Annotated in this window: 14 protein-coding genes; 2 read left to right on the forward strand and 12 right to left on the reverse strand. The window is 71.6% G+C overall.

Features of this window, described 5'->3' with window-relative positions; genetic code table 11:
• Window positions 1-143 precede the first annotated feature (143 nt).
• Window positions 144-563: a hypothetical protein gene (locus ACWEGE_RS00005; protein WP_449658209.1), complete on the reverse strand. Its 420-nt coding sequence runs from the start codon at window positions 561-563 to the stop codon at window positions 144-146.
• Window positions 564-829: 266 nt separating this feature from the next.
• Here ACWEGE_RS00005 and ACWEGE_RS00010 point away from each other — a divergent pair, with 266 nt between their 5' ends.
• Window positions 830-1,609 (forward strand): prepilin peptidase, encoded by a 780-nt coding sequence (locus tag ACWEGE_RS00010; RefSeq protein WP_449658210.1) that lies wholly within the window; start codon window positions 830-832, stop codon window positions 1,607-1,609.
• A 4-nt stretch (window positions 1,610-1,613) separates the two neighbouring features.
• Here the strand turns inward: ACWEGE_RS00010 and ACWEGE_RS00015 are convergent, their stop codons facing one another.
• Genes ACWEGE_RS00015 through ACWEGE_RS00065 form a run of 11 tightly spaced genes read right to left on the reverse strand, consistent with a single transcriptional unit; the run spans window position 1,614 to window position 10,790 of the window.
• Window positions 1,614-3,626 carry a hypothetical protein gene (locus tag ACWEGE_RS00015; protein WP_449658211.1) on the reverse strand — a complete coding sequence of 671 codons (2,013 nt, stop codon included), beginning with the start codon at window positions 3,624-3,626 and terminating at the stop codon, window positions 1,614-1,616.
• Complete coding sequence (locus ACWEGE_RS00020; RefSeq protein WP_449658212.1) at window positions 3,623-4,246, reverse strand: prepilin-type N-terminal cleavage/methylation domain-containing protein; 624 nt, start codon at window positions 4,244-4,246, stop codon at window positions 3,623-3,625. The genes ACWEGE_RS00015 and ACWEGE_RS00020 overlap by 4 nt, the downstream gene beginning before the upstream one ends.
• Window positions 4,240-4,680 (reverse strand): type IV pilus modification PilV family protein, encoded by a 441-nt coding sequence (locus ACWEGE_RS00025; RefSeq protein ID WP_449658213.1) that lies wholly within the window; start codon window positions 4,678-4,680, stop codon window positions 4,240-4,242. Before ACWEGE_RS00025 ends, ACWEGE_RS00020 begins: the two co-directional genes overlap by 7 nt.
• The gene (locus tag ACWEGE_RS00030; RefSeq protein ID WP_449658214.1) at window positions 4,680-5,885 is read right to left on the reverse strand and encodes a type II secretion system F family protein; all 1,206 of its coding nucleotides are present in this window, start codon (window positions 5,883-5,885) and stop codon (window positions 4,680-4,682) included. Before ACWEGE_RS00030 ends, ACWEGE_RS00025 begins: the two co-directional genes overlap by 1 nt.
• A complete protein-coding gene (locus ACWEGE_RS00035; protein WP_449658215.1) occupies window positions 5,882-7,411 on the reverse strand; it encodes a GspE/PulE family protein in 1,530 nt (509 codons plus the stop codon). Before ACWEGE_RS00035 ends, ACWEGE_RS00030 begins: the two co-directional genes overlap by 4 nt.
• Window positions 7,408-8,496: a type IV pilus twitching motility protein PilT gene (locus tag ACWEGE_RS00040; protein WP_449658216.1), complete on the reverse strand. Its 1,089-nt coding sequence runs from the start codon at window positions 8,494-8,496 to the stop codon at window positions 7,408-7,410. Before ACWEGE_RS00040 ends, ACWEGE_RS00035 begins: the two co-directional genes overlap by 4 nt.
• Window positions 8,497-8,555: 59 nt before the next feature.
• Window positions 8,556-8,891, reverse strand: coding sequence for a competence type IV pilus major pilin ComGC (locus ACWEGE_RS00045; RefSeq protein WP_449658217.1), 336 nt, complete (start codon window positions 8,889-8,891; stop codon window positions 8,556-8,558).
• 44 nt (window positions 8,892-8,935) lie between these two features.
• Complete coding sequence (locus tag ACWEGE_RS00050; protein ID WP_449658218.1) at window positions 8,936-9,364, reverse strand: hypothetical protein; 429 nt, start codon at window positions 9,362-9,364, stop codon at window positions 8,936-8,938.
• Complete coding sequence (locus tag ACWEGE_RS00055) at window positions 9,361-9,837, reverse strand: hypothetical protein (RefSeq protein ID WP_449658219.1); 477 nt, start codon at window positions 9,835-9,837, stop codon at window positions 9,361-9,363. Before ACWEGE_RS00055 ends, ACWEGE_RS00050 begins: the two co-directional genes overlap by 4 nt.
• On the reverse strand, window positions 9,834-10,283 hold the full coding sequence (locus tag ACWEGE_RS00060; RefSeq protein ID WP_449658220.1) for a hypothetical protein: 450 nt from the start codon (window positions 10,281-10,283) through the stop codon (window positions 9,834-9,836). Before ACWEGE_RS00060 ends, ACWEGE_RS00055 begins: the two co-directional genes overlap by 4 nt.
• A 54-nt stretch (window positions 10,284-10,337) precedes the next feature.
• A complete protein-coding gene (locus tag ACWEGE_RS00065; protein WP_449658221.1) occupies window positions 10,338-10,790 on the reverse strand; it encodes an NDR1/HIN1-like protein in 453 nt (150 codons plus the stop codon).
• A 429-nt stretch (window positions 10,791-11,219) separates the two neighbouring features.
• Here ACWEGE_RS00065 and ACWEGE_RS00070 point away from each other — a divergent pair, with 429 nt between their 5' ends.
• Window positions 11,220-12,182, forward strand: coding sequence for a TIGR01777 family oxidoreductase (locus ACWEGE_RS00070; protein ID WP_449658222.1), 963 nt, complete (start codon window positions 11,220-11,222; stop codon window positions 12,180-12,182).
• The last annotated feature ends 159 nt before the right edge of the window (window positions 12,183-12,341 follow it).

The raw sequence follows: 12,341 nt of genomic DNA on the forward strand, positions 1-12,341 counted from the left end.
CAAGCTTGCGTCGTCTGGTCGCGTTGGTCTGTGGGTTGCGGGCCCGGCTCAAAGTGATTTGACGGCCTCAGGCGACGGGATGACCACCCAGCTCCGTGATCTGAGGGCATCATCCGGCCACCAACCGGTCACGCGTTACTCAGCTAGCTGATCGGCACTGTCGCGGTGCAGGAGTTCGTGCCGTTGTCGAAGGTCGCCGCCGCGGAGCCGGCGGCCGTGGTCGGTACGCTCGTGGTCGTCGGAATCGTGAAGGCGGTGTTCCCGGTCGTCGCCGACGTCTGGGAGAACACCGTGTGCGTGGTCGAGCCGGCGCGGTAGGAGATCCGCAGGGACACCTTGCCGGCGACGTCGCCGATGTAGGGTCCCGACGTGGTGTACCCGCCGACGATGCGGAAGTCGAAGCCGACGTTCTCGTAGCGCAGCGTCAGCGCGCCGCTGAACTCGCCCGCGCGGCAGACGGCCGACCGCTGGATGGTCGCCGCCTGTGCCGGGGCCACCAGCACCGTCGCGCCGGCCGCGAGCGCCCCCAGCGCCACCAGGCCGGCCTGTATCGCAGTCTTCATCTGTCGTCCTCCCTCTGGTTCGCCCGCCATCCTGCCCGGTCCGGCTTCCGTTCCGCTTCCCCTTTACGCGGTGGTGCGGACCAGGTGGAGCCGCCCGCAGGCGCGCGGCCCAGTGGACGGCGTCGAGCGACTCGGCCGTCGTGTCGTCCATCCCGGTACGCGAGTCGTCCCTCCAGGTACGCGAGTCGTCTGTCTGGGTACGGGGGACGTCCGGTCGCGGGTGGGAGGCGGGTCCGGCAAGATCTGCGGTGGTCGGAAGGAGGCCGATGGCGGTGCTGGTCGTGGTGGCGGCGGTGCTCGGCCTGCTCGTCGGGTCGTTCCTCAACGTCGTGATCCACCGGGTGCCGCGGGGCGAGTCGGTCGTCCGGCCGGCCTCGCGCTGCCCGGACTGCGGGCAGGAGATCAAGGCCCGGCACAACGTCCCCGTCTTCGGCTGGCTGGTCCTGCGCGGCCGGTGCGCGGGCTGCGGTGCCCGGATCAGTGTCCGATACCCGCTGGTCGAGCTCGGCACCGGCGTCCTGTTCGCGCTGCTGGCCCTGCGGCTCGACCCGCCGGACCTGCCCGCGTTCCTGTACTTCGGCGCGATCGGGATCGCACTGGCCCTGATCGACCTCGACTGCCGCCGCCTGCCGAACGCGATCGTGCTCCCGTCGTACCCCGTGCTGGCCGTCCTGCTGACGGCGTCGGCCTGGTGGCGCGGGGACTGGTGGTCGCTCGCCCGGGCCGGCATCGGCGGTCTCGCGCTCTTCGCCTTCTACCTCCTCCTGGCCCTGGCGTACCCGGCCGGCATGGGCTTCGGTGACGTCCGGCTCGCGGGCATCCTCGGCGGGATCCTCGCCTACCTCTCCTGGCCGGCCCTGCTGATCGGGGCGTTCGGCGGGTTCCTGCTCGGCGCGCTCGCCGGCGTGGTGGTGCTGGCCACCGGCAAGGGCGGCCGCAAGACCGCCCTGCCGTTCGGGCCGTTCATGATCGCCGCCGCCCTGGTCGCGGTCTTCGCGGCCGGCCCGCTCGGCCAGGCCTACCAGCGGCTGACCGGCCTGGCCTGAGCGGTCACCGGTTCCCCGACCAGCTCAGCACCGACACCTGACGCGCCCCCGGCACCGGGTTCGTCGGGTCACCGTCCACATACGCCACCCTGGCCCGGGCGGCCGGGGTGCCACCCGGCGCACAGGTGGCCGAACCCGGGCACACGTACGCGGACAGGTAGACGCCGAAGACGAAGCCGGGGGAGTCGTCCGGCACCTCGATGACCGCCCCGGTGAACGTCACGCTCCCGGTCTCCTTCACCCACAACGACCGCGCGATGACGCCGAAGCGGAAGATCGGTTCGGTCGCGTTGTTCAGCGTGACGTCCAGGACGGCCTTCGGCGCGTACGTCGTCCCCTGCACGTAGAACCGGTTGCCGGAGTTGTTCACCGCGGTGACCAGCGCGCAGGCGGCACTGCTGGTGTACAGCAGCTGGGTGCACCCGCTCTCCGCCCGCAGCGCGGGCGGGGTGTAGTCGAGCACCAGCTGGAGCGCATCCACCAGTTCCGTGCCTTCGTGCTTGAGGTCCACGGTGTAGCTCAGCTGGCCGCCGGAGAAGGTGCCGTCGTAGACCGCTTGGGTCAGCTGCTTCGTCACGTCGAATTCGTCGGAAGCGGCCGTGCCGTCGTTGGGGGATGACAAGCTCAGCGGGATCGGCGAACTCCCCGAGGGCGTGAACTGGGCGGTGTGCGCGTCCTTGCTCGCGCCCTGGTCGTTGCTGTGGACCACCCGCACCTTCGCCGAGGTCAGGATGGTTCCGGCGGGCGGGGCCGCTGCGGGGGTGAAGCCGGTGGCGGTCAGCGTGGCGGTGCCCCCGGTTTTGCCGGGCGCGACCCAAGTGGCGCCCGATTTATCCACTTTGGACAGACTTGCCGTCGTTCCGCCGGTGAAGTCACCCGTCACGGAGGCGGGGGCGAGCGTCGTCGTCACCGGTGTCTCCGCGCCCGAGGTCAGCCCGTACACCGCGACCGGCGGCCGCTCCGCGCTGTAGGTCCCGCAGATCTCGACCTGGCCCGCCTTCACCGCCAGCCGGCTGTCCCCGCCGAAGACGAACTGGACGCCGACGGCCTTCGCGTCGTCGATCGGGTTGTCGCAGGCCCCCGGGATCTGCGCCGGGACGGGCGGCTTGGCGATGATCCGCCCGCTGCCGTCCACCGGCGTGCCCGCGACCAGGTAGCCGTTGTCGACCGTCCACTCGTCGGGGCCGGCGGCCAGCGACGGCGGCCGGATCGCGGCGCTGTTGCGGAAGTCGAAGTAGTACGTCCCCGGCGTGAACCAGAACGTGCTGTCCTTGCACTTGCTGCTGCTGGACATCATCGCCGAAAGCCCGGCCGCGTCGTCGTAGAACCCGGGCTGGAACGTCACCAGCGAACCGGCCTTCGTGCACGGCGGCAGCGACTGGCGCGGCGGCACGGACGTCAACGCCGGTGCGTACCCGGGGTCCGCGCCGAGGCTCGACCCGCCGTAGCCGCACGACGCCGCGGGTGCGCTCCGGATCGTGCCCGCGCAGGCGCCGCGCGCGTACACCGCGGTGTTCGTGTCGAGCGAGCCGTTGACCACCCGGATGTTCGAGTTGGAGTACACGACGCCGTGGACGCGGAACGACGAGCCGGTCGGCTGCTGGATGTTGAGTCCGTCCTCGCCGCCGGTGCCGAGGGTGAGGATCGCGTTGCCCGGCCGGTTGCACACGCTCAGGGACGGGCACTGGATCTGCACCTTCGCCGGATCGGCGGTGCACGACACGGCGGCCGAGCCGGTGCCGCCGAAGTTCGGCAGGGTCAGCGTGTCGGACGCGCCGAAGCAGTGCTCGCCGGCCGCGCCGGTGAACTTGCCGTTGCGGATCGCGTTGATCCCCGCCTGCAGCGCGCCGTCGGCCGTGTAGGCCGACGCCGCCTGGTCGCGCAGGTTCACCGTGGTGCGGACGCTGGTGTCGGCGAAGGACAGCAGCGCGCCGAGCACCACCGCGATCACCGTGACCAGGATGAGCACCAGCGGCAGCGCGGCCCCGGCGTCGTCGCCCTTCCACCGGCGGTTCATGTCTGCCTCCGTTGCCCGAACAGGGTGATGGGGTAGGGGTCGGCGTTGCGCGCGACCGCGGTGAAGGTGAGCTTCACCCACAGCGGCACGGCCTTGTCGGTGCACGCGCTGGAACAGGTGACCGCGGGCGTGGCCGGGTCGACGTTGTGCGCGACCACCGAGTCCGACACCGTGGCGGAATCGAGGCAGCGCAGGCGGTGCAGTTCGGTGCCGGCCAGGTAGTAGGCGACGAGCACGGTGCGCCGGGTCGCGGACGGCGTGCCGGTGTCCCAGTCGTCGGACAGCAGCCGCACCACCGAAACCGGCGTCGCGGCCGTGCCGCAGACCTGGCCGCCGCTGTCGTAGGCGGCGCCGAGCTGGATCGACGGCGAGTACGGGACCTGGCCGTTCGCGACCTGGCCCGAGTAGTCGCGCAGGCCGACCGCGGCGACGTCCTGGGCGAAGAACGCGGCGCTCTGCTGGGCGTCGTGGGAGACGGCCAGCCGGGCGGAGGTCGCGTCGGTGTTGCGGATCGAGACGATCACCGCGTTGGCGATCGGCGCGGCGACCACCCCGAGGATGACGATGACGACGAGCAGCTCGATGAGCGTGAACCCGGCATCGGACCGGCGGCTCAGCACAGCGCCTCCCCGAGCCCGCACCGCTTGCGCACCACGACTTCCAGTCGCTCGCCCGCCCGCCCGTCGCCGCTGGCGACCTGGAGGGTCACCTGCTGCAGCCCGCTGTCGGTGCCGCAGGTCGCCGACCACGCCGAACCGGTCCAGTACTTCACCGACGTCACCGAGCTGGTGAAGCCGGCCGGCACGGTGAACCCGGCCGGGGCGGCGTACTTCGCGGGCGCCGCGCAGGCGACGTACCCGCCCGCCTGCACCTGGTTCTCTACGGCTTCACCGAAGTCGCGCACCCCGGCACCGGCCGTCGCCTGCTTGCGGTGGACGTCGGACATGAGCACGCTCACGCCGATCCCGCCGACGATCGCGAGGACGGCCACACCCAGGATCGCGACCGCGACCAGCAGTTCCAGGAGGCTCTCGCCCCGGTCGTCGGTGTCCATCAGACGTGCACCTGGCCGAAGATCCCGTACATCGCCGAGACGAGCGCGACCGCGACGAACCCGACGACCAGCCCCATCACGACGATCACGGCGGGTTCGAACAGCGCGGTGAGCTTCTTGAGCCGGTAGTCCAGCTCGCTTTCGTAGTACTGGGCGGTGACTTCGAGCTGGGTGTCGAGCGTGCCGGTGTCCTCGCCGACGCGGATCATCTGCGCGGCGGTCACCGGGAACAGCCCCGAGCCGGTCAGCGGGCGGGCCAGGCCCTCGCCGTTGAGCACCGCTTGGGCGACCCGGCCGAGCGCGCGCATGAAGACGCGGTTGCGCAGCGAGTCCGTCGCCACCCGCAGGGCCTCCGGCAGCGGCACCCCGGCGCTCACCATCGAGGACAGGATCCGGCAGAACCGCTCGACCAGCGCGTGCCGGACGGTCGGGCCGATCGCCGGGACGCCGAGCAGCGCCCGGTCGCGGGCGTACCGGCCGGCGGGCGTGCGCACGGCGACGAGGTACCCGGCGATCGAGGCCACCAGCCCGGCCAGCAGCGCCCACCACCACTGGCCGAGGAAGTCGGTGACGGCCAGCAGCATCCGCGTCGGCAGCGGCAGCTTCGCGTTCAGGCTGGCGAAGAAGGACTTGAACCGCGGCAGCACGAAGGTGGCGAGCACGACCACCGTGACGACCGACATCAGCGCGATCATCGCCGGGTAGATCAGCGCGGCCTTGATCTTGCGCCGGGCTTCGAGGTCGCGCTCGAGGTAGTCGGCCAGCTGGTCGAGGACCTTGTCGAGCTGTCCGGTGAGCTCCGCCGAGCGCAGGATCTCGCGGTAGAACTCGGGGAAGATCTTCGGGTGCCGGTCGACGCAGTCCGAGAGCCGGTCGCCGCCGCGCAGGCCCTGTTCGACGTCCCGCAGCATCCGGGCCACCGACGAGTTCGCGGCCTCCTCGCCCAGGATGTGGACGGCGTCGATCAGCGGCAGCCCGGCCCGGACGAACGCGCCGAGCTGGCGCGAGAGGTGCATGACGACCTCGCGCTTGACCCGCGGCGCGGTCAGCTCCAGGCTCAGCACGCTCTTCTTCTCGGTGACCTCGATGTCCCGCAGTTCGCGTTCGTACAGCGCGAGGACGGCGGAATCGGCGTCGGCGGCCTTCTGCACCCCGCGGGTGCGCTGCCCGTCCGGGCCGGTGGCGACGTAGGCGTACCGGTTCATCGCGCCCCTCCGGTGAGGTAGATCGACCGCAGCACCTCGGCCGGGGTGGTGACGCCCTCGGCCACCAGCCGCAGCGCCTCGTCCTGCAGCGTCCGCATGCCTTCCTTGCGGGCCAGCTCGTGCACCTCGCGGTGCGGCGCGCTCTCCAGCACCAGCGTCCGGATCCCTTCGCTGACCGGCATCAGCTCGTAGACGCCGGTGCGGTCGAGGAACCCGGTCTGCGCGCAGAAGTTGCAGCCGGCGCCGCGGACGAACCCGCCGGCCGGCTCGTCCGCGCCGAGGGAGTCCATGAAGGACAGTTCTTCGGCCGAGGGCGCGTAGTACTCGCGGCAGCGCAGGCAGATCCGCCGCACCAGCCGCTGGGCGAGCACCGCGGTGACCGACGACGCCACGAGGAAGTTCTCGATCCCCATGTCCAGCAGCCGGTGCAGCGCCGACGCGGCGTCGGTGGCGTGCAGCGAGGAGAGCACGAAGTGGCCGGTGAGCGCGGACTGCACGGCGATGCGCGCGGTGTCGACGTCCCGGACCTCGCCGACCAGGATGACGTCCGGGTCCTGGCGCAGGATCGACTTGAGGCCGTCGGCGAAGGTGACGCCGGTCTGCTCGTTGATCTGGATCTGGTTGATCGAGGACATGGTGTACTCGACCGGGTCCTCGATGGTCATGATGTTGCGTTCGCTGCTGTCGAGCTCGCCCAGCGAGCCGTAGAGCGTCGTGGTCTTGCCGCTGCCGGTGGGCCCGGCGCAGATCACCATGCCGTAGGGCGACTGCAGCACCGCCGTGTAGCGCGCGGCCATCTCCTCCGGCATGCCGAGCTGGCGCAGCCGGAACAGCGGGCGGCTCTTGTCCAGCAGCCGCAGCACGACCTTCTCGCCGCCGACGACCGGCGTGCTCGCCACCCGGATGTCCACCGGCCGGTCTTCGACGTCCATGCTGATCTGGCCGTCCTGCGGGCGGCGGCGCTCGACGATGTTCATGCCGGCGAGGATCTTGATCCGGCTGGTCACCGCCGGGCCCATCGAGCCGGGCAGGTCGAGAACGTCGTGGAGCACGCCGTCGATGCGGTAGCGGACGCGGATGCGTTCGGCCTGCGGCTCGACGTGGATGTCGGAGGCGCGGTCGCGCAGCGCCTGCTTGATCATCAGCGCGACGACGTGCACGACCGGCGCGTCGTCGTTCGCGGTGGCCGGCGCCTCGGTGCGGGCCGCGTCCCGCCGCACGGCGTCGCGCGCCTCGAACGCCTTGACCTGCTGGTCGACGCCGGTGAGCGCGCGGTAGGTGCGCCCGATCGTGGCGAGGATGTCCGCGCGGTCGGCGATGGCGACGGTCACCGGTCGGCCCAGCGCCTGCTGCAGCGCGGGAGCGGCGGCGGCGTCGGCCACCGCGACCAGCACGGTGTCTTCGCGGACGGTCAGGGGGATCGCGCAGAGCTCGCGGGCCTTCGCCTCGCCGAGCAGGTCGGCGGCGGCGCGGTCCGGCGTCACCGTGCGGAGGTCGACGGTGCGGGGCTGGGTGCGGAGTCTCATGCCGGCACGCTCCGGGGGAGCGGGCGCGGGTCGATGTCCTGCGGGTGCAGGCTGCGGGCGGCGGCGTCGGCGGGGGTGACGAGCCCGGCGGCGACGAGCTGGGACAGCGACTGCTCCAGCGTCACCATGCCCTCGCGACGCCCGGTCACCAGCGCGTTGCGCAGCTGGTGCGGCTTGCCCTCCTTGATGAGGTTGCGGACGGCGGTGTTGGCCACCAGGACCTCGAAGGCGGCGACGAGCCCGCCGCCGATTCGGGGGATGAGCCGCTGGTAGACGATCCCGGTGAGCGCCGCGGCGAGCTGGACGCGGACCTGCTCCTGCTGCCCGGCCGGGAAGACGTCGATCATCCGCGCGAGGGACTGCGCGGTGTCGTTGGTGTGCAGGGTGGCGAAGACCAGGTGCCCGGTCTCGGCGATGGTGAGGGCGAAGCGGATCGACTCGAGGTCGCGCATTTCGCCGACCAGCAGGACGTCGGGGTCCTCGCGCAGGGCGCTGCGCAGGGCGGCGCGGAAGGATTCGGTGTCGGTGCCGACCTCGCGCTGGTTGACCGCGGAGCGGCGGTGCTCGTGGACGTACTCGATGGGGTCTTCGACGGTGAGGATGTGGCAGGCGCGTTCGCTGTTGATCCGGTCGATGACGGCGGCGAGCGTGGTCGACTTGCCGGAGCCGGTCGGCCCGGTGACGAGCACGAGACCCTGGTGGCGGCGGGCGAAGTCGGCCAGCACGGGCGGCAGGCCGAGGTCGGCCATGCCGGGGATCCGGCGCGGGATCATCCGCAGCGCGACGACGGTCTCCCCGCGCTGGGTGAAGGCGTTCCCGCGGACGCGGGCTTCGTCGCGCCAGCCGAAGGAGAAGTCGAACTCGCGGGCGCTGCGCCAGGCGAGGGCCTGGTCGTCGGTGAGGAGCTCGGCGAGCAGCGCGCGGGTGTCCTCACCGGTGAGGACGGGGTGGCCGGGGACCGCGGAGAGGTCGCCGTGCACGCGCAGCTGGGGCGGCAGTCCGGCGGTGAGCAGCAGGTCGGTGCCGCGCGCCTGCCACAGCGCCTCGAGCAGGCCGTCGACGCGGCTGCCGATCTGGGTGAGCATGGGTTCCCTCCGGGGCGAGGTGGTCCCGCGGGGTGGGTCGCCCCACCCCGCGGAGTGGATCAGTGGGTGCAGGCGCCGGCGGCCTTGACGACGCCGGAGGCGATGGAGATCGTGTAGCCGTTGCTGGTCGAGGGCTCGTCCTTCAGGTAACCCTTGGTCTTGAGCTCGGCCGGGTCGGCGGCGTAGGCGCCGGTCTTGGCGTAGAGCGCCTCGTTGGCGGTCTCGACGGCCTTCCAGTCGGCATTGCAGGCGGCGGCCTTGCCGTCACCGTTGAACGCCTGCACGGCGAACACGACGACCCCGGCGAGCACACCGAGGATGACGACGACGATCAGCAGTTCGATGAGGGTGAAGCCGTCCTGGTTGGAGCGGGCGGCACGCAATCTTTCCAGCATGGTTCTTTCCTTTGCCTTGCAGGGGTTTCAGGGGTGTTCCGGAATCAGCAGGCGAGCACCTCCGGAGATCGGGTCCCCTTCCAGGAACCGGCCGTGGCGCGCACGCTCACGTAGACCTTGTTGTTGCCGGGCAAGGGGATGGTGGCCGAAGCGGTTGTGGTGGTGCCCGCGGTGGAAACGGGGCCACCCGCCGAAGTCGCGGTGAAGAGCTCGAACCCGGGCGGCAGCGGCGTCGGATAATCCCAGTGGAGCGTGGCCGAGGGACCGCCGTTGCTGCTGTTGCACTTCGCCGAATCGACGACCGGCTGGCCGGGCGTCTGCAGCTTCAGCCCCGCCGCGTATCCCGTGCCCGTGCCGGACTTCAGCCAGGCAGCTTCGGCCCTCGCCGCGCCCACCGCGACCAGGCCGCTGATCACCGTGGTCCATGAAGCCGCCACCAGGAACGCCGCGAAGACCACCCGGTTCGCGCTCACTGGCTCACCACCGTGACGGTCACCGGCAGCGAATACACCGCGCCCTGGCAGCCGTCGGGGGCGGTTGACGCCATCGAGACCGCGCCCGCCACCGTGATCGTCGAGGTGGCCCCCGCGGCCAAGACGGTGTTCGGCTGCTTCGCGTTCCACGTCACCGTGCTGCCCGCGCAGGTGCCGCTGTTGCCGGACACGGTGGCGGTGCCGTTGGTCACGACGTCGCTCACCTTGACGGAGTACGGGTTGGGGTTGGTGATCCGGATCAGGGCATCACCGCTGACACCGGGGTAGAGCAGACCCGTGGTGATCGCCGAGGTGTCCACCGCGCCGGTTGTCGGGGCGGCCGCCGTTCCGGCTTTTGCGCCGGCCGTGCCGGAACCGGAGCTCGTCCACGCCGCGACGGCGATCCCGCCGCCCAGCGTCGCGCCGACCACCGTGGTGACCACGAGCACGCGGCGCAGGGTCGGGTTCTTCATGGCTTGACCGCCGTTCCTGTGTACGTCAGGGGAAAGGTGACCGACCGGCACGCGTCGGGGGTGCCGGGCAGCATGTGCGTGGTGAGGGCGACGTCGGCGGTGCCGCCGGCGGGCACCGTCACCGGCCGGGCGAGCGCGTCGACCGCGACCGAGGAGGCCGGGCAGGCCGGGACGGCGCGGCCCCGGCTGTCGACGGGCTTGCCGACCGTGGCCGTCACGGTCTGGACGAGGATGGGGAAGTTTTCGGCGTTGGCCAGCCGGATCCACCGGTTCCCGGTCGCGCCGGGAGAGAGCGCGGTGGCCTGGCCCGCCACGTCGGCGATGCCGAACTGCTTGATGCCGTTGCCGTTCGCGGTGTTCGCCACCGGCGCAGGGCCGCTCGCGAACGACGTGAGCACGACGGCCGCGAGCGCGCCGACCGGAACACCGATCCGCCACCTGGACATCGAGGTCCTTCCGGGGAAGGGCGGGGCAGCGGTTGGCACGCCGCCCCGCCGCGATCAGGAGGCGTTCGAGGAGAGGGCGGCGGTGAGCGGCAGCGTGAAGGTCTTGCCCTGGCACGAGTTGTCCGGGTTGGCGATCATGTGCGCCTGGAGGGTGAAGGTCGTGGAGCCGTGGGCCGCGATGGTCCCGGCGTTCGGGGACGCGTCGCTCGTGACGGTGTTCGCGGCGCAGGCGGTGTCGGGAACAGCGTTGGAAGTCCCGGCGCTGATCGAGTCGACCTTCACGGGGTAGTCGTTCGGGTTGTCGATCGTGACCGTGAACGAGGTGCTGCCACCCGGGTAGAGACCGGTGCCCGAGCCCGCCTGGATCACCGAGTTCACCGCCGTCTTCGCGGTGACCGAACCCGAGCCGGCGCCGGTGCTCGTCCAAGCCGCGTAGGCGACACCGGCGACGACCACCACTCCGGCGGCACCGAGGACGACGGCGGACCGCTTGCTGATCTTGCGCATGGGGTTCTCCTGGAAGCTGTTTCATCGGGGAAGGCCGGTGCCCGGTCTCGGTCCGGCTGGTCCGTGAGGACCGTCACGAAGAGTGTGCGAATTCGAGGGCGATCTTCACCCCGGGCGACCGGCCTGACTGCGAAGGACCGAGGTCCCTTGTCATCCGCCGCCCGGCGTGTTACGCGCGCGGGATCGGGCCACGGCGCCGACGTTTCACCGCGAAAAAGTTCCGATGCGGGACCGTGACCTGCGGCTTTTCTGACCCGTTCGGCCGAATGGCGGAGACCGTCCCGTGATCTTCCGCCGGGGGTCCTTGGGGGCCTCTGGCGGCCGCGGTGGGCCTGATCGGACCCGAGTCTCCGGCGATGACGGTTCGTAATAATTGAACGCGTTCAACTCTTGCGCTACCCTCGGAAGGGGGATCGAGAAGGGGGTTGCATGAAGATCGTGATTCCGGGCGGCACCGGGCACCTGGGCCGGGTGCTGAGCCGCGCGCTGGTCGAACAGGGGCACGAGGTCGTGGTGCTGACCCGGCGGGAGGCGCGCGCGGAGCCGGGGGTGCGCCACGTCCACTGGGACGGCCGCGGCCCGGGCCCGTGGACGGCGGAGATCGACGGCAGCGACGTCGTGCTCAACCTGGCCGGCCGGTCGGTGAACTGCCGGTACACCGCGGCGAACCTGCGCGAGATGCTGAACTCCCGCGTCGACTCGGCCAGGGTGGTCGGCGGCGCGATCGCCCGCGCGGCCCGCCCGCCGAAGGTGTGGCTGCAGATGAGCACGGCGACGATCTACGCGCACACGTTCGGCACCGCGAACGACGAAACCACGGGCGTCCTCGGCGGCGACGAGCCGGGGGTGCCGCCCTACTGGTCCTACAGCGTCGACATCGCGAAGGCGTGGGAGCGCGAGCAGCGGCTGGCGGCCACGCCGGACACGCGCAAGGTCGCGTTGCGCACGGCGATGGTGATGAGCCCGGAGCCAGGGGGAGCGTTCGCGATGCTCCTGCGCTTGGCGCGCTTGGGCCTGGGCGGCCCGGTCGCGGGCGGCGGCCAGTACATGTCGTGGATCCACGAGGACGACCTGATCCGGGCGATCGGCTTCCTGATCGAGCACGACCTGAGCGGCCCGGTGAACCTGGCGGCCCCGGAGCCGTTGCCGTACCGGGAATTCCTGCGCACCCTCCGGGCGGCGGCGGGGGTCCCGGTGGGCCTCCCGGCGACGAAGTGGATGGCGGAGATCGGCGCGTTCGTCCTCCGCAGCGACACGGAGCTGCTGTTGAAGAGCCGCCGGGTGGTTCCCGGGAGGTTGATCGAGGCAGGATTCGAGTTCGCCCACCCGAGCTGGCCCACCGCAGCCACCGACCTGGTCTGGCGATCACGCGAGCCGGCGACGGTCACCTGAGCCCAGCGCCGCCCGACCCTCCGGCTACGCCGACCGCCGACCGGCTGGGTCGCTGGCCCCGGCCTTCGGTGCGCTCGCCGACCGATCAGTTGCGCGGCCGACCTTCCGGGTACGCGAGCCGACCCTCCGGGTGCGCCGGGCAACTCTCTCTCGGGTGTG

This window comes from Amycolatopsis sp. NPDC004747 (assembly GCF_053601335.1).

Excerpts from the sequence above, each read along its gene's own strand:
- ACWEGE_RS00005 (WP_449658209.1), bottom strand. The coding sequence starts at position 563 with ATGAAGACTGCGATACAGGCCGGCCTGGTGGCGCTGGGGGCGCTCGCG.
- ACWEGE_RS00010 (WP_449658210.1), top strand. The coding sequence starts at position 830 with ATGGCGGTGCTGGTCGTGGTGGCGGCGGTGCTCGGCCTGCTCGTCGGG.
- ACWEGE_RS00015 (WP_449658211.1), bottom strand. The coding sequence starts at position 3,626 with ATGAACCGCCGGTGGAAGGGCGACGACGCCGGGGCCGCGCTGCCGCTG.
- ACWEGE_RS00025 (WP_449658213.1), bottom strand. The coding sequence starts at position 4,680 with ATGGACACCGACGACCGGGGCGAGAGCCTCCTGGAACTGCTGGTCGCG.
- ACWEGE_RS00030 (WP_449658214.1), bottom strand. The coding sequence starts at position 5,885 with ATGAACCGGTACGCCTACGTCGCCACCGGCCCGGACGGGCAGCGCACC.
- ACWEGE_RS00035 (WP_449658215.1), bottom strand. The coding sequence starts at position 7,411 with ATGAGACTCCGCACCCAGCCCCGCACCGTCGACCTCCGCACGGTGACG.
- ACWEGE_RS00040 (WP_449658216.1), bottom strand. The coding sequence starts at position 8,496 with ATGCTCACCCAGATCGGCAGCCGCGTCGACGGCCTGCTCGAGGCGCTG.
- ACWEGE_RS00045 (WP_449658217.1), bottom strand. The coding sequence starts at position 8,891 with ATGCTGGAAAGATTGCGTGCCGCCCGCTCCAACCAGGACGGCTTCACC.
- ACWEGE_RS00055 (WP_449658219.1), bottom strand. The coding sequence starts at position 9,837 with ATGAAGAACCCGACCCTGCGCCGCGTGCTCGTGGTCACCACGGTGGTC.
- ACWEGE_RS00060 (WP_449658220.1), bottom strand. The coding sequence starts at position 10,283 with ATGTCCAGGTGGCGGATCGGTGTTCCGGTCGGCGCGCTCGCGGCCGTC.
- ACWEGE_RS00065 (WP_449658221.1), bottom strand. The coding sequence starts at position 10,790 with ATGCGCAAGATCAGCAAGCGGTCCGCCGTCGTCCTCGGTGCCGCCGGA.
- ACWEGE_RS00070 (WP_449658222.1), top strand. The coding sequence starts at position 11,220 with ATGAAGATCGTGATTCCGGGCGGCACCGGGCACCTGGGCCGGGTGCTG.